Below are 19,986 nucleotides of genomic sequence, written 5' to 3' on the forward strand. Positions count from 1 at the left end.
GCGCCCAATCATTCAGGCAATTGCCTACATACGATGTATGGAAATAAAGATACAGGAGGTATTTTGAATGTCTAATTCTGGATTTGGAGATTGCGGAACCGGGTTTGCTTTAATTGTAGTGTTGTTCATCCTTTTAATTATTGTAGGAGCTTCCTGGTGCTTCTAAATTGTTGCGTTAAATACAGTAAATAACAAATTCAGCACTTTGCTGGCTGGACCTGAAAAAGGATTGCCTTTCAGAGACCAGCCAGAAGCGCCAAAATATACGTGTTCAAAAGCCCGGTTAAATCGCCGGGTTTTTATTTTTCTGATAACCGCTTCTCCTATGTTAAAATAAAGAAAGAATTGTCAAGGAGTGAAAGTATGTATCCTGATGCATATATCGAGTTCATGGTCCATTTTCATGGTGACCGTGATTATTTTGAATGTCACGAAATACTGGAGGAATACTGGAAGAATACAGATCGAAACAATAAAAGTTCTACATGGGTTGGGCTAATTCTCATGGCAGTTTCTTTTTATCATCATCGCAGAGAAAATAATAATGGTGCCGAACGTACTCTCCGCAAAGGAATCGGCATATTGGAGTGCAGTCCTGCAGATTTGACGGCACTGGGACTTAATGCAGATCAATTGATGAAAGACCTTAAGGACAGGCTCGAGCTGATACAAAAAGGCGGTAAGTACACGAGCGTTAATTTGCCAATAACAGACCACTTGCTTAAGGAAAAATGCATGGATGTTTGCTCCTCCAAGGGATTTGCCTGGTGCTCTGACAGCATTCTACTGGATAAAGAAATTGTTCACCGCCATAAAAGAAGAGATAGAACAATGGTCATTAAAGAGAGACTGGATGCCCTGAATCAGAAAAAAAGGCAGGAATAATAATTATTCGCTGCCTTTTTCTTTATTTTCATTATTGATATCACACTTGTTCAAAAAAGCTTCCGTTTCATCAGTTGCAGTTAACGTTTTGCCAGGGTATAGTTCATCCAATGCTTTTATCATTGTTTTGCCTATCCCTTGATGCCGGTGTGACGGGTTAACAGAGATATGCTGAATCTCCATGGTCTGATCACTTGATGTAACCCCAACCAGCCCAATTATATCTTCGTCTTCCTTCCACAAAAACAGCTGCCAATTTTCTTCTGATTCATATTGCTTCATCGTCTGCTGCAGCCTTTTCAGGTCTTTTTCATTAGGCATGAAAGATAAAAGACCCATTGCAATTTTTTCAAATGATTTTTTATATCGAATTAGCATATTAATCCCTCATTATTTGAATAAAAACATCATAACTATTTTTCCCACTTTTTAATATTTATAAACTTACCATAACAGTATATGTATTCATGCTGAATGTTGCTATTTTCGAATAAAAACCGTATAATCCATTGCCTTAGCGCCTTTTTTGATACAAGACGGCTCTAAACTATAAAAAACCAGTAAACCAGTCCCCATCCGATACTTAAGACAAGCAATAAAATAAAAAGAAGCCAATTGCTTTTTTTCATGATTCCTTACTGCCCCCATTTATATAAATCCTATGACTCACAAACTATCATTCATTTTACACTATTCTTTTTGATAATTCCATTCTGCTTGCTGAAATAGGCATTTTGAGCTAATGTTTCAGGTAAAGAAGAATTGAAACTTTTCCGCATAAGAATCGTCTATTTACAGGAAGCCATTATAATTAAGGCAGACTTGTCATACATGGCTTACCTATTTTTGCTTCGGGAGGAAACCGCATGAAATGGAATAAAATGCTTGCGCTATTCATGATTTCGCTATTATTTATTATGCCGATACAGGCATTTGCCGATATGGCAGAAGGTGACGTAATTGTCACCCTAGGAGAGAATCTATCAGAAGAACAAAAAAATATGCTTCTGGCTGAAATGAAAGCTCCGAAAGATGCGGCCATCATTACTGTTTCAAATGAAGAAGAACATAAATATCTTGGCAATTATATCTCTAAAGCTTTAATAGGCACGAGAGCGATATCTTCTTCAGCTGTCACAATAGCAAAACAAGGCTCCGGACTTGAAGTTGAGACAAAGAATATCAACTGGGTTACTGATGAAATGTATATTAATGCCTTGATTACTGCAGGTGTAAAAGATGCGAAAATCTATATAACAGCTCCTGCGAATGTTTCCGGAACAGCTGCCTTAACAGGCATCATCAAGGCATATGAAATTTCGGCCGAAAAAACAATCCCTGAAGAAGTAAAACAGGCGGCTAATGAAGAAATGGTCGAAACAGCTAAGCTTGGCGATTCGGTCGGAAACGAGAATGCTGCTGCTTTAATTGCCAAAATTAAAGAGGAAATTGCAAAAAACTCACCTGAAACCGATGCAGAACTAAGAACTATTATCGAAAATGCCGCCAAGGAACTCGGCATCACTCTGACTGAACAGGAGATTTTAAGTTTAATAGATTTGTTCAACAAGCTGAAAGAGCTTGATATCGACTGGAATCAGGTCGGCGAGCAGCTTAACCAGGCAAAAGACAAAATATCCAAATACCTTGAAAGTGAAGAAGGCCAAGGTTTTTTAGAAAGTTTAAAGCGTTTTTTTGTGAGTGTAATAGACGCTGTTAAAGCCTTCTTCTCTTAAAAAATTAAGCTGCCTTGACGGGCAGCTTAATTTTTTATTTTTTCATTGATTGGCAAATCCAATCTTAAAATGTCCTCGTATGTTTCTCTTTTAACAACCAGCTTTGCCTCTCCATTTTCAATAAAAACGACAGGCGGCCTTGGAATTCGGTTATAGTTGTTTGCCATGGAATAGCCGTATGCGCCGGTGCAGAAAACCGCCAAGAGGTCTTGATCCCCTGCTTTTGGAAGAGGCAAATCCCAAATAAGCATATCGCCTGATTCACAGCATTTACCGGCAATTGATACTGTCTCTTCGGGTTTATCCAATACCCGGTTTGCCAATACCGCTTCATATTTAGCCTGATAAAGAGCCGGCCTGATATTGTCACTCATGCCGCCGTCCACAGCCAGATAATTTCTGACATTTGGAACCTCTTTGCGTGATCCCGTCTGGTATAAAGTTGTCCCTGCATCTCCCACAAGGGAGCGCCCCGGCTCAATCCAAATTTCCGGCATCTTCATTGAGTAATGTTCAGCCTGTTTCTTAACTTCCCCAATGATTTCTTCAACATATTGAGATGCATGAATCGGATCATCATCTTCTGTATAGCGGATTCCAAAACCTCCGCCTAAGTTAAGCACTATAGGTTCATAAGCATGCTTTTCTTTCCATTCTGCCATCTTTTCAAAAATTTTCTTGGCAGCCAAAATGAATCCTGTTGTATCGAAAATCTGAGAACCGATATGACAATGCAGTCCAAGTGTTTCGATCCAGCTTGAATTCAGCGCTTTTTGTAAAGCCGTTTCCGCCTGTCCATTCTGAAGGTCAAACCCAAATTTTGAATCTTCCTGGCCAGTTAAGATATAATCATGGGTATGGGCTTCAATTCCAGGTGTAACCCTCAGTAAGATTTTTGTCCTGGCTGCAAGAGATTCGCAAATCTCCTCTAATAATTCCAGCTCATAAAAATTATCGACAACAATACAGCCGACCTGATTCTTAAGAGCCATTTTCAATTCTTCTCTGCTTTTATTATTCCCGTGAAAATGAATTCTTTCAGGTGGAAAATCTGCAGCAAGAGCCGTGTATAACTCTCCGCCTGAAACTACATCCAAAGAAAGACCTTCTTCATCAACAAGCTGAACCATGGCCACTGTAGAAAAAGCTTTGCTTGCATATGCCACTTGTGCTTTTATTCCAAGCTTATCGAAAGTCTGCTTAAATCCCCTTGCCCGTTCTCTTATTAATGCCACATCATATACGTATAAAGGTGTTCCAAATTGACCGGCAAGATCGACTGTGTCCATACCGCCAATTTCAAGATGCCCTTTTTCATTTACCTTCATGGTGCCGTGAAAATACATGGTTCCCCCTCTTCCTTTTCCGCAGGAGCCAGGCCAGGTTCCCCTGCCCCCGTGATTAATCAGTTTATGAAAGAAAAAGACAGCTGCGTAAGAGACTGTCTATTCTGTTTCCTTTAATCCTTTATTTAATTAAAAAAACTTTACCATATTTCGTGTATTTCCGCAATCGGCATTACGCGTATTTCTTATTTAACAGGCTGCTTATAACGATTTTTAGTCTGGACAATACTCGGCCTGATCTTTGAACCGGGCATGGAACGGCGAATCAGGATTTGGGTTAAAGCCACCGGGCTGAATGGAATAAATGGCCATAGATATGGTGTATTTAAAGATTTAATGCTTGCCAGCAGGAGAATGATTAGTGTGAGTCCCACGACTAGGCCGGGTGTATGGAAAATGGCAACTGCCACAAGCAAACACAATCGCAGAATTTTATTGGCAATGCTCAGTTCATAGCTTGGTGTCGTATATGTTCCAATTGCCGAAAGTGATACATATAAAATGACTTCAGGAACAAATAGGCCAACATCTATGGCAATTTGGCCTATAAGTACAGCGGCTATTAAGCCCATAGCTGTTGAAAGCGGTGTAGGTGTATGGATGGCTGCAATCCTTAGAAACTCAATTCCGATGTCTGCAAGAAACAGCTGGGCTATGACAGGCACATTCGTTTCTTCGTTTGGTCCGATAAACGCGATCCTTTCAGGCAGAAGCGAAGGCTCCAAAACAAACAAGAACCATAGCGGCAAAAGCACAACAGAAGCCAAGAGACCTAAAAAGCGAATCCAGCGGACAAATGTGCCGACAGCTGGCGATTGCCTGTATTCTTCCGCATGCTGTAAATGATGGAAATAAGTAGTAGGTGTTATAATCACACTTGGTGAAGTATCAACAAAAACAATAACATGCCCTTCAAGCAAATGGGCTGCTGCCACATCTGCCCTTTCCGTATACCGTACCAGCGGGAAGGGATTGTAACCCTGTTTCAGTATAAATTCTTCAACTGTTTTATCAGCCATGGTAATGCCATCTATTTCAATGGCTTTTATTTCTTTTCTAATTAAATCAACTAAATCCTGATTGGCCACATCTTTAATGAAACCAATGGCAACATCCGTTTTAGACCTTTCACCTACGCGCATTATCTCAAATCGCAGTCTCTCATCCCTAATTCTTCTGCGGGTTAAGGCCGTGTTTACTATAATATTTTCTACATAGCCATCTCTTGATCCGCGGACAACTTTTTCAGTATCCGGCTCCTGAGGGGTTCTGCCGGGATAGCTTCTGACATCGATGACAAGCCCTTCTCCCTCTCCCTCGCCTACAACCACAATTAGACCTGAGAGCACCTGATCGACCAGCTCATCCATTGTTTTAATGTGTTCAATTGATTGATGCCTCAGCCTGTTTTCAATGATTTTAAAAAGGTTAGCGGAAAGTTTTTCACTGTCATTGATTCCAACCAATCCCTCAATGATAGCAATGATATAATTCGTATCCGTTAATCCGTTAATATAATAGAAATGTACATCCTTCCTTAAGATCGTTAGCTTTCTGACACCCAGATCGAAGCTTTCTCCCAGGCCGACTCTATTTTTCATATATTTTTCAATTTCATGTACGGATTCAAATATGGGTGTCTTATCTTCTTTCGTCTTCCTTTGTGCCATAATAGCCGCTCCTTTCCAATACAAGTTCTACTGCCTTTTTAGTAATCGGTGATCCTGCATCATAATGATCTTTTTTGGACATCTTCCCGATATCGCCAATTCCCACGATTATCGGCACATCCAGCTGATCCAGACAATAAACGGTATCACCATTGATTCTGCCTATTTCCATCTCGGGAACTCCAAACTTATCAACTCCGTAGGGGGTTAATTCGCCATTATTATCAATACACACATCTACTTTTGTCCATTCGGCCTGTCTTGTTTTTGAGGCAACTGCTATGATTCCCAGAACATCGATATCCTTATGGCACGCAACATATTTCAGCGCATTCTCTCCAGTTCCCTCCCCGATAAACCCGCTGTCATCAAACATAACCAGGACAGGATCATGGGAAACCTTTTTTATTAGCTTGACGATTTGCTGACCGGTTAAGATTGAAGGGTTTCCATGCGACAAGGACAAACATCTTCCTCCGATTTCCTTAGCAACAAGTTCAACTGTCTTCCTTGCAAAATCGTCTCCATCTGTTATAAGAATGACGTGCCTCCGTTCATCCATAGCGGCTTTTCCTTTCCGAATCCTCATTTTTTCTTTAAATATGCCCAGCCGATTGCTTATTTATTTACAAAATAAATCCATTGAAACAGTGATCCGAACACCTTTCCAAATACAAATGCCATTAATAAAATCGCAATTTTCCCATCCACTCCGATTCTTTTCGCAAGGATTGGAAATACATTCAAAACTTCGGTTAAAGCTGCTGCCAGCATTCCAATAAATATTCCCGACGCGAGCCCCAGGGGGATTAAAAGCAGCGGTGTTAACTGGAGCACCGGATCCCATAAAGTTGCCAGGGCACCTACCAAAGCACCCATAACAACTGCAGCTTCATAATGATGGATCATTTTCATCGTTTTGGTCAGCTGGGTCAGCCTCGGGATAATGCCTAAAACAGCCAGAAAGGCAACGAACCCTGAACCAACAGCGAGCCCCCCCGCAAATCCAATGATCATTACCAGGACAACATTAATGGTCATCAAGATACTTCATACTCTCCTTGTTTTCTTTCAATGCAACATAATTATCAAGATCCAGCTGATAATTGAACATTTCCACTTCCAATGGGCTAGGCTCTTCATTAAGCCGCTTCTTAAAAACATGATTAAAGAATATGATCATGCCGAGCCCCAGGCCTATGGAATAGGGAATTTGAAAAATGAGGGGCTTTCTGTCCACTTCCCCAGTTATGAGAGTGTAAATTCTAAGCTGTACAGCCTGCATGCTCACATCTTCATGAAAATTCATAATTGCCAGGGCGGCACCAATAAACAGAAGCAGCCAAACCAGCAGGAAAAGAGGGAATGATACTTTTTGCTTTTTTGTAACAACCTCAACTATCGATTGAGCCGGCCCAATCGACTGGACCTCCAGGTTTGAAAATAATTGGGTAATGGCACGAATTACCTTCATAACGTCAATTATCACAATATTTTGGTCATGCTCATTTACTTTATATAGCGGAAGTGCACAAAGCTTTACATAAATATCATCATCGGCAATGACCTGTGCAATATCTTTAAGCAGTATTATCTGATTGGGCCGTATTTGCAGACGGTGCCGCAAGCGAATATAAACTGTTTTCTCCAAAACGCTCACTTCCCACAAAGTGATTTCCTTTTTATAAACTTGGTACGACTATTTAGAGCGTTTCCGCTTTTGTGTCTATATTTAGTATGAGTTACATATATTAGCTTCATGAACTCCAATAATTGGCTGTTTAGAAAAGCAGCAGAAGTGGGGGATCTAGACAGTTATCGATGTCCAAAGCTTTATGCTTTGGTATTTTGAAAATAAAAAAAAAGACCGGATGGATTTATATATCCATTCGATCTTTCATTTGCTGGAGTATCTTTTTTTCAAGACGCGATACCTGAACCTGGGAAATACCAAGCCTTGCTGCCACTTCAGATTGAGTCTGATCTTTATAATAGCGCAAATAAACTATCAGTCTTTCCCGCTCATCCAATTCGCGGATCGCTTCTTTTAGAGCTATTTTATCAAACCATTTCCCTTCATTGCCATCATCTATCTGATCGAGCAGCGTTATGGGATCTCCATCATTTTCATAAACTGTTTCATGTATTGATGAAGGTATCCGGCTTGCTTCCTGGGCTAGGATAATATCTTCCGGAGAGATTTCCAGAAACTCGGAAAGCTCTGTAACTGTTGGGATGCGGCCAAGCGTTTTTGATAGCTCATCTTTGGCCTTCCTGATTTTATTGCCCATTTCCTTCAATGAACGGCTTACCTTCACCGTTCCATCATCGCGGATGAATCTTTGGATTTCTCCGATAATCATTGGAACCGCATAGGTTGAAAACTTCACATCATAACTGAGATCAAATTTATCAACCGATTTCAACAAGCCAATACAGCCAATTTGGAAAAGGTCATCCGGTTCATATCCTCTATTCAAGAATCTCTGGACGACAGACCAGACAAGACGCATATTTTTTTGAACAATTTTGTCTCTCGCACCCTGATCTCCGCTTTGGCTTTGCTTTATAAGCTCCTTGACTTCATTGTCCTTTAAATAGGTTTGGCCCTTCTCTGCTTTAACCTCCACATCCATAGCAAGACTCCCTTAATTGCATAGCATTTTACTATTTGATAAATGCTTCCTTAATCGGATCTCTGTGCCTATCCCCGGCTGCGATTTGATTTCGATTTCGTCCATGAAATTTTCCATGATGGTAAAGCCCATACCTGATCTTTCCAGTTCAGGCTTTGTTGTAAATAACGGCTGACGTGCCTCCTCCACATCCATAATTCCAAGGCCTTTATCCTTAATGGTCAAATCAATGAATCCATCTTCAATCAGGACAGAAATATAGACAATCCCATTAGGATCATTTTCATATCCGTGAATAATGGAGTTGGTTACAGCTTCGGAAACGACAGTTTTAATTTCTGTCAGTTCATCCATTGTCGGATCAAGCTGAGCAATAAAAGCAGCAACAGTGACACGAGCGAATGATTCATTTTGGCTAAGTGCGCTGAATTCGAGGTTCATCACATTTTTCATATTTCAGGCAACCCCCAATCTTTGCAGTGCGTTTTCTTCTGTCGGTTCTAAACGGATAATCTTAAATAAACCCGACATATCAAATAGTCTCTGCACCGCTGGAGAAATGGCACAAACAACCATTTCACCATGCTTTTGTTTGATTTGTTTGTATCTGCCCAAAATAACTCCCAACCCTGAACTATCCATAAAAGAAAGCTGCTCAAGGTTTAAAATAATGTGATGGATGTCATGCTCTTCAATCGCCCTTGTTGCCTGTTCACGCAGCTCATCTGCCGAATGGTGGTCCAGCTCCCCGCTTAAACGAATACATAAGACATCATGCTTCACTTCCAAATTAATGTTAAGACTCACTATCTTAGCCTCCTTATCTGGTACCCGCAACTGAAAAAGCCGCTAATACTCCATGCTCTTTCTCCGGATAGGATAAGCCGGAATATCAAAAAATTCCGGTATCCGCCCTTATAGTGAGTCAATTTCGATGCATGATGTTTCATTTCCTTCCTGGAGACAAAACTAGTGCATTTTCGCTAAAAATAATTAACATAAAGATTCTTTTCGACAAAAATGAATGGTTATTTATTCAGCTTTTGAAAATAATCCCATAGATCTCTTAAACAAGGTCCACCATGATGCTTCCATACTATCTTCTTTAGCAACCAGAGGGCTTTCAACTAAAACTTTTCCATTCTTTTTCAAGGTTAGTGTCCCGATTTGATCGCCCTTTTGGACAGGTGCTTTAATATTTTTATTTAATGTAACTTTTTGTTCAATTTCCTCAATGCTTTCACCTTTTTTAGTTAATAGGGAAATCGGTTCGCTTGTCAGGGCTTCAACCATTTTCTTCTCCCCTTTGCTTACTGCAACTTTGCCAAGGACATGATTTCTTTCATACATTGGATGTGTCTTATATTGGCTAAATGCATAGTCGAGCATTTTAGTCACTTGGGCATTGCGTTCTTTGGAAGTCGGTGCGCCAAATACAACTGCTATTACCCGCATGCCATCTTTCTCGGCAGTTGCTGTCAAGCAGTATTTTGCTTCAGATGTGAAACCTGTTTTAAGCCCATCAACTCCTGGATAAAATCGCACAAGGCGATTTGTATTGACAAGCCAGAATTTTTTATCTGTGTCTTCACGAAGATAGGCTTCATAGGTTCCAGTAAAATCTGTTATCTTTTCATATTTAAGGAGCTCTTTTGCCATTATTGCCATATCATGTGCAGTACTGTAATGTTCTTTAGCTGACAGGCCTGTAGGGTTTTGGAAATTAGTGTTCTTAAGGCCTAATTCCTTTGCCTTATTATTCATCATTTCAACGAAAGCTTCTTCTGAACCGGCAATTCTCTCAGCCATTGCAACGGACGCATCATTTCCTGAACCAATAGCGATTCCCTGCAGCATTTGCTTTGTGGTCATTTCTTCACCTGGCTCAAGGAAAATTTGCGAGCCGCCCATTGATGCCGCATACTCGCTTGTCCGGATTTTCTCATCCCATGACAGCTTTCCTTCATCTATAGCTTCCATGATTAGAAGCATTGTCATTACTTTAGTCATACTCGCAGGCGGCAGCTGTTCACCGCTATTTTTTTCATACAATATCGATCCGGTATCACGTTCGATAAGAATTGCGGATTTCACATTATCCGCTAAATCTGCACTGCTTTCTCTTGCAAATCCTGAAGGAACAAAGATTGTTGCCATTAATAATGTTATTAACATCAATGAGACGAGTCGTTTCATCACACAATACCTCCATTCTTTATAGCCTCCATTTTTTCCATTCAAAGAAAATTTATACAAGTTCTGGCTGACTAAAAAGAAAATAAGAGAAACAGCTCCACAAAAAAGCCGCCAGACATGAAGTCCTGGCGGCTTTTTGCTGCTATATTATTCAGTTATTTCTTCATGAATCAATACTGGAGCCGGTACTTTTTCAGTCGACATAGCAATGTTTTCATAAAGCATATTTCTTACTTCTTCTACATTTTCGAAGTTGCTGTAGATGGTTACGAGAGATTCGCCCTTCTGTACCTGGTCGCCGATTTTCTTTCTTAACATAAGGCCGACAGCAAGATCGATTTCGGATTCCTTGGTTGCTCTTCCTGCTCCTAAAAGCATGGCTGCTGTTCCGATTTCATCCGCTGCAATCTCAGAAACATAGCCATCCTGCTTAGCTTCTAATTCAAATGTATATTTTGCCTGAGGCAATTTTTGCGGATCATCAACAACGGAAGCATCTCCGCCCTGAGAGCTTAAGAATACTTTGAATGTGTCTAAAGCGGAACCGTCTTTAATAACATTTTCAAGCTTCTCACGCGCTTCCTTCAATGAATTCGCTTTTTTCGCCAAGAAAACCATATGGCTGCCCAAGGTCAGGCAAAGTTCTGTCAAATCTTCAGGACCTTCGCCTTTTAATGTATCGATCGCTTCTTTTACTTCAAGGGCATTTCCAATTGCATAGCCCAGCGGCTGGCTCATATCGGAGATAACTGCCATTGTGTTTCTGCCAACATTATTTCCGATTCGAACCATCGCTTTCGCTAATTCACGTGAATCATCAAGTGTCTTCATAAATGCGCCAGCGCCTGTTTTAACATCAAGGACAATGGCGTCAGCACCTGCAGCGATTTTCTTGCTCATAATCGAACTTGCAATTAGAGGAATGCTGTCGACTGTAGCTGTAACATCGCGCAGTGCATACAACTTTTTGTCAGCTGGTGTTAAGTTTCCGCTCTGTCCAATTACTGCAATTTTATTTTGATTAACAAGCTTTATAAATTCATCATTTTCAATTTCCACATGGAAACCTACTACAGACTCAAGTTTGTCGATTGTTCCGCCTGTATGTCCGAGTCCCCTGCCTGACATCTTCGCAACCGGAACACCCACTGCCGCTACAAGCGGCCCCAGGACCAGTGTTGTTGTATCGCCAACACCGCCAGTTGAATGTTTATCTACTTTAATGCCTTCTATTTTCGATAAGTCGATTTGATCACCGGATTCTACCATCGCCATAGTCAAGTCGGCTCTTTCGCTCTCTGTCATTCCCTGGAAAAAGATAGCCATTGTTAAAGCACTTACCTGATAATCCGGGATTGATCCGTCTGTATATCCTTTAATGACAAACTGAATTTCTTCTGTTGTTAACTCAAGTCCATCCCTTTTCTTTTCAATAAGATCCACCATTCTCATCATCAAACACCACTGCTTTCATTTATTCTTTTCTTATGGCTCTAATCTAATCGGATTGTTGTTTTTGTTCAATAAGCAGCCCGTTGATTTCAGCACGGGACACTTGCTTCCCGCAGGGAGGAACGAGAGCCTCCTCTGAGCAGGAGTCAAGTGCCCTCCGCTCCAACCAACTTAGTAATTAAACTAAGTTAGCCGCATAGCCTCAGAATCAACATGCCTTAAAAAATCTTATACACCAAGTTCCTTAACAATTGCTTTCACATAACGAAGGAAATCGGCTTTGACTTTCTCAGTTGTTTCGATTACTTCTTCGTGGTTCAGCGGCTGATCCAGGATACCTGCAGCCATATTTGAGATACAGGAGATTCCAAGAACATTCATTCCTGAATGCTGTGCCACAATGACTTCTGGAACAGTTGACATGCCGACTGCATCTCCGCCCATTGTTCTCAGCATGCGAATTTCTGCAGGTGTTTCATAAGTTGGCCCTGTATTGCCGACATAAACTCCTTCCTGAATCTTCAGGTCTAGCTTATCGGCTATATCTCTGGCAAGCTTTCTCAATTCTTTGGAATATGCTTCTGACATATCCGGAAAACGCGGACCCATGCGGGAATCATTGGGACCAATAAGCGGATTGCTGCCCATATTGTTGATATGGTCTGAAATAAGCATGAGATCACCAGGTGAATAGGCTTCATTCACTCCGCCTGCTGCATTCGTAACAATAAGCTTCTCAACACCCATTTCGTTCATAACTCTTACCGGAAAGGTTACTTTATCAAATGAGTATCCTTCGTAATAATGGAAACGGCCTTGCATAGCAACCACTTCAATGCCGTTCAAACGTCCGAATACCAGTTGTCCTGCATGGCCCTCTACTGTTGATACAGGAAAATCAGGGATTTCGTTATAAGGGATTTTAACCGGTTCTTCAATTTCGTCTGCCAGCACTCCAAGTCCTGACCCTAATATCAGCCCAATCTTTGGCTGTCCAGTATACTTATTTTTAAGAAATTCAGCCGCATTTTGAATTTTGCTATAATTCATCGTCATTCTCCTCATCTGCTTTTTTATTCGTTATTTCAATTGATTTAAAAAGCTTTTGCCAAAAGCCGGCATCTTTACATTAAAGTTATCAGCAATTGTTGCTCCAATATCTGCAAAGGTTTCGCTAATTGGAAGCTCTTGCCCTTCCTCCATGTCTTTTGAGTAAACAAGAAGAGGAACATATTCACGTGTATGATCTGTGCCATGGTGGACCGGGTCATTACCATGGTCCGCAGTGATCATTAATAGGTCGCCGTCCTGCATTTTTTCAAATACTTCAGGCAGGCGCTCATCAAATTCTTCAAGTGCTTTTCCATAGCCTACCGGATCACGTCTATGCCCAAATAATGCATCAAAGTCAACAAGATTCAAAAAGCTCAGCCCCGTAAACTCTTTTTCAAATGTTTCAATCAGCTTATCCATTCCGTCCATATTTGAAGTTGTACGAATGGCTTCCGTTACCCCTTCGCCATCAAAAATGTCGGAAATTTTGCCGATTGCCAATACATCGAGGCCAATGTCTGCCATTTCGTTCATTACCGTGCGGTCAAAAGGCTTTAACGCATAATCATGTCTATTGGATGTTCTTTGGAAATTTCCCGGCTCGCCAATGAATGGTCTGGCAATCACTCTGCCGACCATATATTTTTCATCCAGCGTCAGTTCGCGTGCAATCTTACAGATTTCATACTGTTCTTCGATTGGTATTATATCTTCATGTGCCGCGATCTGCAGTACTGAATCGGCTGATGTATAAACAATCAAAGCGCCGGTTTTCATATGCTCTTCCCCGAGTTCAACTAGAATTTCCGTTCCGCTCGCCGGTTTATTGCCGATTATTTTTCTCCCGGTACGGGCTTCAAGTTCAGAAATCAATTCCTGCGGGAACCCGTCTGGAAATACCCGAAAGGGGGTTTGGATATTCAAGCCCATGATCTCCCAATGTCCAGTCATTGTGTCTTTTCCGTTAGATGCTTCCTGCATTTTAGTGTAAAATGCCATTGGCTTCTCTGCTTTTTCGATTCCTTTGATTTCATTGATATTACTAAGCCCGAGTTTGCCCATATTCGGCATCTTCAGGCCATTCATTTTTTCTGCAATGTGGCCAATCGTATCAGCGCCTTTATCACCGAACTTATCGGCATCAGGCGCTTCTCCAATTCCTACTGAGTCCATGACGATTAAAAAAACGCGCTTATATGTATATGCAGACATATGTAAACCTCCTAATTATTTGAATACGGTTACAAAAATCATATTCGTATAGTACCCTTTTTAGGTTTATTTAACACTGATTCTCTTGCTGAAAGAAAAGCGGAACGCCTTGTCTGCCCACACACCTCAAGGAGGCAGGCGATGGACCTGGACAGTAAAAAAGGTAATTCTTTCAGTTAAATAAATATATAGATAGCCCTTTCATTCGTCAGAAGTCTGACATCTATATTTTACATAATAAACAGGTAAAAAGACAAGAAAAAGCTGCCTATTTTTCATGGCAGCTTTATGACATTTATATTTACTTAGTTAATTAATGGTTTAAGCACGGGGATGATATTGGCTGTACACATCTTTAAGGCGAGTTTTGGTTACATGCGTATAAATTTGCGTGGTGGAAATATCGGCATGTCCAAGCATTTCCTGGACTGCCCGCAAATCCGCACCATTTTCAAGCAGATGAGTAGCAAATGAATGCCTCAGCGTATGCGGAGTAAGTTCCTTCTCGATCCCTGCCTCCTGAGCCAGCCGCTTCAATATTTTCCAAAATCCCTGTCTTGAAAGACGTTTGCCGTGATGATTTAAAAATAACGCTTCATCTTTATGCTTTTTTGGAGCAAACTTTCCTCTTCCTTCATTTAAATATTTTTCCAGCGCTTCTGAGGCTGTTTTGCCAATAGGCACAATCCGCTCCTTGTTTCCTTTGCCTATACATCTTACAAAGCCCATCGTTAAATGGACATCACCTATGTTCAGGCCAATCAGCTCACTTACGCGAATGCCTGTAGCATATAAAAGTTCAAGCATGGCTTTATCGCGCAAACCAAAGTGATCCTTTATCTCTGGAAAATCCAATAAAGTTTCCACTTCCTGCATATTTAATACTTTTGGAAGCGAACGTTCCATTTGCGGTGTTTCTATATGGACCGAAGGGTCATGGCCAACTGCTTTTTCGCGGAGCAGAAATTGGTGAAAGGCCCTTATGGAGGCTATATGCCGGGCCAAGGTTTTTGAGGATTTGCCCTGTTTTTTTAAAAAGCCGAGAAATTGGACAATCTGTGTCCGCTGCACACTCTCAAGGCTTGAAATCTTCTCTTCAGACTTGAGATATTTCAGATAACTTTTCAAATCTCTTTCATAAGATACAATTGTATTTTTGGCCAGGCCTTTTTCTACAAGTAAATAATGAATAAAGTCCCTTAACTGATCATCCATATGATTGCATTACTCCCCATTTAAATAGAAAAGAATTAACCGGTCCAGCAAGCTCCTATCTTCATCTGTACCGCTCGCCGACACCTTAACAGCCGCTCCCTGTGGTTCGTCATAGCGGTGATAATCCTGGTATTCTTCGTTTAACCACATAATACCATAATAAAAAAGGATTGTGCATCCAGTAAAAATGACAAACACTTTAATGGTCTGAAAAGCCATACTCAGCCAGGATTTCATTGTTTGGTCCTCCATCACTTTTAATAAGCAAAGATTCAAATGCTTTCTATTATTAAAAGGTATGCCATTTTGGACAAGAATTATACCTGAATCTGCATAATTGGCGTTTCTTCAGGGCACTCTTCCTTTTTGTTTGTTATTGGGGATTTACTTTTATAACCAGGCTCTTATGGATTGTTGTTTTTCTGAAAGAAGCCCGTTGATTTCAGCACGGGGCACTCCAGCTTTCCCGCGGGGAGGAATGAGAGCCTCCTCGGCTTCGCGTCTCTCCCTTCCCTCTCCTCCCGCAGAACATTGAATAAACCTCCTTGAATGAACACCGCACGAAGGAAATGCGATAGCATTTTCGAGGATCAAGTGCCCACAGCGAAGATCAACTTTGCGGTAAAAAATATTTTTATCCATTCGAAAACAGCAAACTTTGTGAAAATAGATCAAAATAAAAAGCCCATTCTAATGTAAGAATAAGCTTTGTCAATAAATATTAGTTTTCTTCTGTTTCGGTTTCGTTGTCTGTCTGTTTATCCTGGCAGCGGTAGCAGATGCCATGAAACGTAAGGCGGTGATCCTTTATTTTAAAGTTCCAGCGGCGTTCAACCACTTCCTCTACGTCTTCAAGCAAATCTTCCTGAATTTCATCAACAGCTCCGCACTCAATACAGACTAAATGGTGGTGAAAATGGGCTGCCCCTTCCTGACGCAGGTCATAACGGGAAACTCCATCACCAAAGTTAATTTTATCGACAATTTTTAGTTCAGTCAGCAATTCAAGTGTTCTATATACAGTTGCCAAGCCTATCTCAGGCGATTTCTCTTTTACTAGGAGGTAGACATCTTCCGCACTTAAATGATCCTCTTCGTGTTCTAACAGGACGCGAACTGTTGCCTCTCGCTGTGGTGTTAGTTTATAGCTGGATGAATGCAACTGTTTTTTTATTCTTTCAATTCTGCTTTCCATACCGAAAGTCCCTCCCTCGCCACTAACATTCTCATTATAACAGAAATGAGATCACATTCAAAATAAAATAATTATAAATAACAGATAAAAATTACTTTCATATAATAATTATTATAATATGATTCAAAACATATTTAAACCTCTTTATATGTACCCTATCTTCTTTGTTTCTATCCCTTTTCCTGCACAAACAAAAGACAGAGCTGGTAGCTCTGCCATTACATTCATTCATATGTTAGGATTGGATTGAGTTGACAACAGACTTCATTAAGACAGGCGAGATAAACGCCTCCACTCCGGCTGCAGCAATTAGAAACAGAATGGCTACTGCAAAAGCAACCATATACCTTCCAAAAAGAGGCATCATGGGCTGACCGACTTTTTTCATAAATTGTCTTCTTATCATTTTTAAAGAGAAAGAAACAGCCAGTGCTGCAGCGAGAATAAATATAGGTATAATGATCAGATTCTGGGGAAGGACCGATACAAAGGAAAGCAAAAACCCTTCCCATCCCATTTGGTTAACGAGAAAACCAACTGTAAAGCCAACCACCATCCCTTTCATAAATAGAAGAATCAGAATGACAGGCAGTCCAATTATGGAGATTCCCAAAATCCACATCAGTCCTATAAATTTTGTATTATGAAAAAAGCTCTGTTTGAATAATTCATCTGCTGCTGCAACATGTCCATCTGATACCTGGCCAAAAAACTGCGACAGATAATAAAATAAATCTTCCTTTTGTGTAAAGCTTAAGCTATTCACAACGATAGCCCCAAAAATGACACCCATCAGGAATAATACAACAACAAATAAATAGATTGAGGAATGTTCGCGAAAGTGGGCTGCTGCAGCGTTCTGGTACATTTTTTTCTTCATTGCTCTTCCTCCTAAAACAAAACAGATTGGATATTAAATTCTATGCCTGTCCCAGATTTGTATGACAAAGAATTGGTTACTCCCCAATGGAAAAAAAGTCTTGAATACTTCAGTTATTTCCGCTATAATTTTCAAAATTATTTAAATTGTCATAGAGGGGAATGAGAAAATGGATTCGATTTTAAATGAGTTTCCAGAGAGGATTGAAACCGAAAGGCTATATATGAGACCTGCCTTGCCCGGAGATGGGAAAACAGTGCATGAAGCTATATTAGTTTCAGCTGCTGAGCTAAGAAAATGGCTTCCTTTTGCACAGAATGAACAATCAGTGGAAGAAACTGAAGCTGGCATCCGCAAATCTTATGCCAAGTTTATCCTTAGGGAAGATTTCCGTATCCATATTTATAGGAAAGAAGACGATGTCTTTATTGGCTCCACTGGCCTGCATCGTATTGATTGGGATGTCCGCAAATTCGAAATAGGTTATTGGGGAGATTCGAGGTTTCAGAAAAAAGGATATATTACTGAAGCTGCCGAAGGTTTGACGAAATTTGCCTTTGAGCATTTTCAAGCGAACAGAGTGGAAATTAGATGTGATCCGAAAAACATAAACAGCCGAAGGATTCCCGAAAGGCTGGGATACACGCTTGAAGGGGTACTAATCAATGACAGTCTGAGCGCAGATGGAAAAGAGCTTAGGGATACATGCATTTATGCTAAAGTATCTAAAAAACATAGAGCCTGATGGGCTCTATGTTTTTTAGATATCCATAATTTTGCCGTACTTGCCCCCGCCCCCTGCCTTGAGGTTTAATGTTCCTCCTCGGGCTTTCTCAATAAGCCTGGCTGTTTTCTCAGGGATTACTTTGCTTATTTCTGATAAAGGAACATCGTGAAGAATGGCCATTTCAGTGCCGAAATGATTCAGCAGCTTCTCCAGCATTTTCGGGCCTAACCCTGGAATGAACTCAAGCGGCACTTGATGAATATAGGGAGGCCGTTCAACGAGCAATTCTCCAGATGATTTTAGTTCAGAGATCCGGTCAGCCACGCCTTTGATAAATTTGTGGTTACCGCAATTTCTGCATATGCCCTTTGCTCCATCAAATGGGGCAAAACATTCAGAGCAAACAGTCTGATGGTATTTTCCAAGCAGCGGATCGAGCCCGAAATTGGCTTTCACCTTGCATTTTTCTTTTTCAGCCAAAGCCTTTTTCAGGCCAGCAAATGTTGGTGACTCCATTTCAAGGATTTGATATTCTCTTGCAATTTTTTTTAGTGAATGGGCATCTGAGTTGGTTAAAAAGGTATATCTGTGTAGTTCAGCTATTTGATCAGCCATCATAGTATCTGCACTGAGCCCCAGCTCTATTGCATCAATTAAGCCAGGATCAAACACTTCTGACAGCGACCGTTCCACCCCTTTCCCGAATAAACTTTTAAATGGGGTAAAAACATGGGCAGGTATAAAAAGCCCATCCAGTTCCTTCACTTTTTTCTGAAGAATTCTGCCTGAGGCATAAATTCTCTGTGAGCTTAATGTTATATTCTTTAAATGTCCCGATAGCCAGGCTGAGAAAACCTTCATAGCTGAAAGGGTCGGAAAGAAGCAAAGAACATGAATGGGGCCTTTACAGAATTCATCATATATTTCAAGCTCTGAGCCAGGTATAATCGTTAAATCTCCATACTGAAGTCCCCCGTCGCTATGTTCAGTTACCAGTCCTTTTTGAGCCAAATCCTCGATTTCAAGAATGACTTCAGGAGAATGACAATCAATAATGCCGATGATATCAAGCCCTTTTTCATTTCGGGCATGCCTGATGATATTTGTGAAGGTTAAGGATTTAGCGCCTGTTATTTTAACCGGCTTTCCCGTAAACGTACGTCCAATATGGATATGGAGATCAGTAAAAAAGCGCTTCATGCTATTTTTTCTGCGCCTCTTGCAGCTGCAGATATTGGATAGCATAAGCGGTTTTCGCATCATAAATCCTTTGCTGCTTCAGCAGGGAAATTGCTTCATCAAGCGTTACTTCCATAAGATTCACAAATTCATCCTCATCAGGCGAAGCGGCATTTTCTTTTTTCATAAGACCCTTTGCTATATATAAATGTACCAGCTCATCGGCAAATCCAGGAGAAGTGTAGAATGAGATCAGCCATTCCATTTCCGTGCAGCCGTACCCCGTTTCTTCTTCAAGTTCCCTTTCTGCACAAACTCTGGGCTCTTCTCCTGCTTCAAGCTTTCCGGCAGGGATTTCAGCAATAATCTTATCCAGCGCTTTTCTATATTGTTCGACCATCACTATTTTATTATCTTCTGTTACAGCCAATACAGCTACTGCCCCGGGATGTTTGATAATTTCCCGCTTCGATGTTTTGCCATTCGGCAATTCAACATCTTCCACCTGCAGACTAATGACTTTACCAGTGAAGATTTTTTCCGTATTAATCGTTCTTTCTTCTAGGCGGCTCATTGTTTTTAAGTCACTCCTGTTCTATTCCGA

23 protein-coding genes are annotated in these 19,986 nt (G+C 40.8%); 4 read left to right on the top strand and 19 right to left on the bottom strand.

Going from position 1 to position 19,986, the window contains the following annotated elements; all coding sequences use genetic code 11:
• Positions 1 to 67: 67 nt before the first annotated feature.
• Positions 68 to 166 carry a YjcZ family sporulation protein gene (locus tag A361_RS19765; protein WP_019380349.1) on the top strand — a complete coding sequence of 33 codons (99 nt, stop codon included), beginning with the start codon at positions 68 to 70 and terminating at the stop codon, positions 164 to 166.
• A gap of 197 nt (positions 167 to 363) precedes the next feature.
• Positions 364 to 885: a DUF309 domain-containing protein gene (locus A361_RS19770; RefSeq protein ID WP_019380348.1), complete on the top strand. Its 522-nt coding sequence runs from the start codon at positions 364 to 366 to the stop codon at positions 883 to 885.
• A gap of 3 nt (positions 886 to 888) precedes the next feature.
• On the opposite strand, the gene A361_RS19775 is transcribed toward A361_RS19770, so the two are convergent.
• On the bottom strand, positions 889 to 1,263 hold the full coding sequence (locus tag A361_RS19775) for a GNAT family N-acetyltransferase (protein WP_019380347.1): 375 nt from the start codon (positions 1,261 to 1,263) through the stop codon (positions 889 to 891).
• 488 nt (positions 1,264 to 1,751) lie between these two features.
• Between A361_RS19775 and A361_RS19780 the strand changes: the two genes are divergently transcribed.
• On the top strand, positions 1,752 to 2,621 hold the full coding sequence (locus A361_RS19780; protein ID WP_009332817.1) for a DUF1002 domain-containing protein: 870 nt from the start codon (positions 1,752 to 1,754) through the stop codon (positions 2,619 to 2,621).
• A gap of 26 nt (positions 2,622 to 2,647) precedes the next feature.
• Here A361_RS19780 and lysA read toward each other — a convergent pair whose 3' ends face one another.
• From lysA to spoIIM, 16 genes are all read right to left on the bottom strand, one after another.
• A complete protein-coding gene (gene lysA / locus A361_RS19785; RefSeq protein ID WP_019380345.1) occupies positions 2,648 to 3,967 on the bottom strand; it encodes a diaminopimelate decarboxylase in 1,320 nt (439 codons plus the stop codon).
• Between the two features lie 185 nt (positions 3,968 to 4,152).
• On the bottom strand, positions 4,153 to 5,637 hold the full coding sequence (locus A361_RS19790; RefSeq protein ID WP_009332819.1) for a spore germination protein: 1,485 nt from the start codon (positions 5,635 to 5,637) through the stop codon (positions 4,153 to 4,155).
• The gene (locus tag A361_RS19795; protein WP_019380344.1) at positions 5,609 to 6,199 is read right to left on the bottom strand and encodes a stage V sporulation protein AE; all 591 of its coding nucleotides are present in this window, start codon (positions 6,197 to 6,199) and stop codon (positions 5,609 to 5,611) included. Before A361_RS19795 ends, A361_RS19790 begins: the two co-directional genes overlap by 29 nt.
• Before the next feature lie 56 nt (positions 6,200 to 6,255).
• Positions 6,256 to 6,678, bottom strand: a complete 423-nt coding sequence (locus A361_RS19800; protein ID WP_026041596.1) for a stage V sporulation protein AB — start codon at positions 6,676 to 6,678, stop codon at positions 6,256 to 6,258.
• Positions 6,668 to 7,288, bottom strand: a complete 621-nt coding sequence (locus A361_RS19805; protein ID WP_009332822.1) for a stage V sporulation protein AA — start codon at positions 7,286 to 7,288, stop codon at positions 6,668 to 6,670. Before A361_RS19805 ends, A361_RS19800 begins: the two co-directional genes overlap by 11 nt.
• 226 nt (positions 7,289 to 7,514) lie before the next feature.
• Entirely contained in the window at positions 7,515 to 8,273 is a 759-nt protein-coding gene (gene sigF / locus A361_RS19810) for an RNA polymerase sporulation sigma factor SigF (protein ID WP_009332823.1), read from the bottom strand.
• A 12-nt stretch (positions 8,274 to 8,285) separates the two neighbouring features.
• Entirely contained in the window at positions 8,286 to 8,726 is a 441-nt protein-coding gene (spoIIAB, locus tag A361_RS19815) for an anti-sigma F factor (RefSeq protein ID WP_009332824.1), read from the bottom strand.
• 3 nt (positions 8,727 to 8,729) lie between these two features.
• Entirely contained in the window at positions 8,730 to 9,080 is a 351-nt protein-coding gene (gene spoIIAA, locus A361_RS19820) for an anti-sigma F factor antagonist (protein WP_009332825.1), read from the bottom strand.
• 225 nt (positions 9,081 to 9,305) lie between these two features.
• Complete coding sequence (locus A361_RS19825) at positions 9,306 to 10,469, bottom strand: D-alanyl-D-alanine carboxypeptidase family protein (RefSeq protein ID WP_009332826.1); 1,164 nt, start codon at positions 10,467 to 10,469, stop codon at positions 9,306 to 9,308.
• Between the two features lie 147 nt (positions 10,470 to 10,616).
• Positions 10,617 to 11,921, bottom strand: a complete 1,305-nt coding sequence (locus A361_RS19830) for a pyrimidine-nucleoside phosphorylase (protein WP_019380340.1) — start codon at positions 11,919 to 11,921, stop codon at positions 10,617 to 10,619.
• A gap of 228 nt (positions 11,922 to 12,149) precedes the next feature.
• Complete coding sequence (locus A361_RS19835) at positions 12,150 to 12,971, bottom strand: purine-nucleoside phosphorylase (protein ID WP_019380339.1); 822 nt, start codon at positions 12,969 to 12,971, stop codon at positions 12,150 to 12,152.
• Between the two features lie 30 nt (positions 12,972 to 13,001).
• Positions 13,002 to 14,186, bottom strand: a complete 1,185-nt coding sequence (gene deoB, locus A361_RS19840) for a phosphopentomutase (RefSeq protein WP_019380338.1) — start codon at positions 14,184 to 14,186, stop codon at positions 13,002 to 13,004.
• A gap of 321 nt (positions 14,187 to 14,507) precedes the next feature.
• Positions 14,508 to 15,401, bottom strand: a complete 894-nt coding sequence (gene xerD, locus A361_RS19845) for a site-specific tyrosine recombinase XerD (RefSeq protein ID WP_009332830.1) — start codon at positions 15,399 to 15,401, stop codon at positions 14,508 to 14,510.
• A gap of 9 nt (positions 15,402 to 15,410) precedes the next feature.
• Positions 15,411 to 15,638 (bottom strand): YqzK family protein, encoded by a 228-nt coding sequence (locus A361_RS19850; RefSeq protein ID WP_009332831.1) that lies wholly within the window; start codon positions 15,636 to 15,638, stop codon positions 15,411 to 15,413.
• A gap of 484 nt (positions 15,639 to 16,122) precedes the next feature.
• Positions 16,123 to 16,596 carry a Fur family transcriptional regulator gene (locus A361_RS19860; RefSeq protein ID WP_009332832.1) on the bottom strand — a complete coding sequence of 158 codons (474 nt, stop codon included), beginning with the start codon at positions 16,594 to 16,596 and terminating at the stop codon, positions 16,123 to 16,125.
• 235 nt (positions 16,597 to 16,831) lie between these two features.
• Entirely contained in the window at positions 16,832 to 17,476 is a 645-nt protein-coding gene (gene spoIIM / locus A361_RS19865) for a stage II sporulation protein M (RefSeq protein ID WP_009332833.1), read from the bottom strand.
• A gap of 169 nt (positions 17,477 to 17,645) precedes the next feature.
• Between spoIIM and A361_RS19870 the strand changes: the two genes are divergently transcribed.
• A complete protein-coding gene (locus A361_RS19870) occupies positions 17,646 to 18,221 on the top strand; it encodes a GNAT family N-acetyltransferase (protein ID WP_009332834.1) in 576 nt (191 codons plus the stop codon).
• A 15-nt stretch (positions 18,222 to 18,236) separates the two neighbouring features.
• On the opposite strand, the gene A361_RS19875 is transcribed toward A361_RS19870, so the two are convergent.
• Positions 18,237 to 19,403: an endonuclease Q family protein gene (locus A361_RS19875; RefSeq protein WP_009332835.1), complete on the bottom strand. Its 1,167-nt coding sequence runs from the start codon at positions 19,401 to 19,403 to the stop codon at positions 18,237 to 18,239.
• Position 19,404: 1 nt separating this feature from the next.
• The gene (locus tag A361_RS19880; protein ID WP_009332836.1) at positions 19,405 to 19,956 is read right to left on the bottom strand and encodes an NUDIX hydrolase; all 552 of its coding nucleotides are present in this window, start codon (positions 19,954 to 19,956) and stop codon (positions 19,405 to 19,407) included.
• Positions 19,957 to 19,986: the final 30 nt, after the last annotated feature.

Origin of the sequence: Cytobacillus oceanisediminis 2691 (assembly GCF_000294775.2) — a bacterium.
Taxonomy (GTDB): domain Bacteria; phylum Bacillota; class Bacilli; order Bacillales; family Cytobacillaceae; genus Cytobacillus; species Cytobacillus pseudoceanisediminis.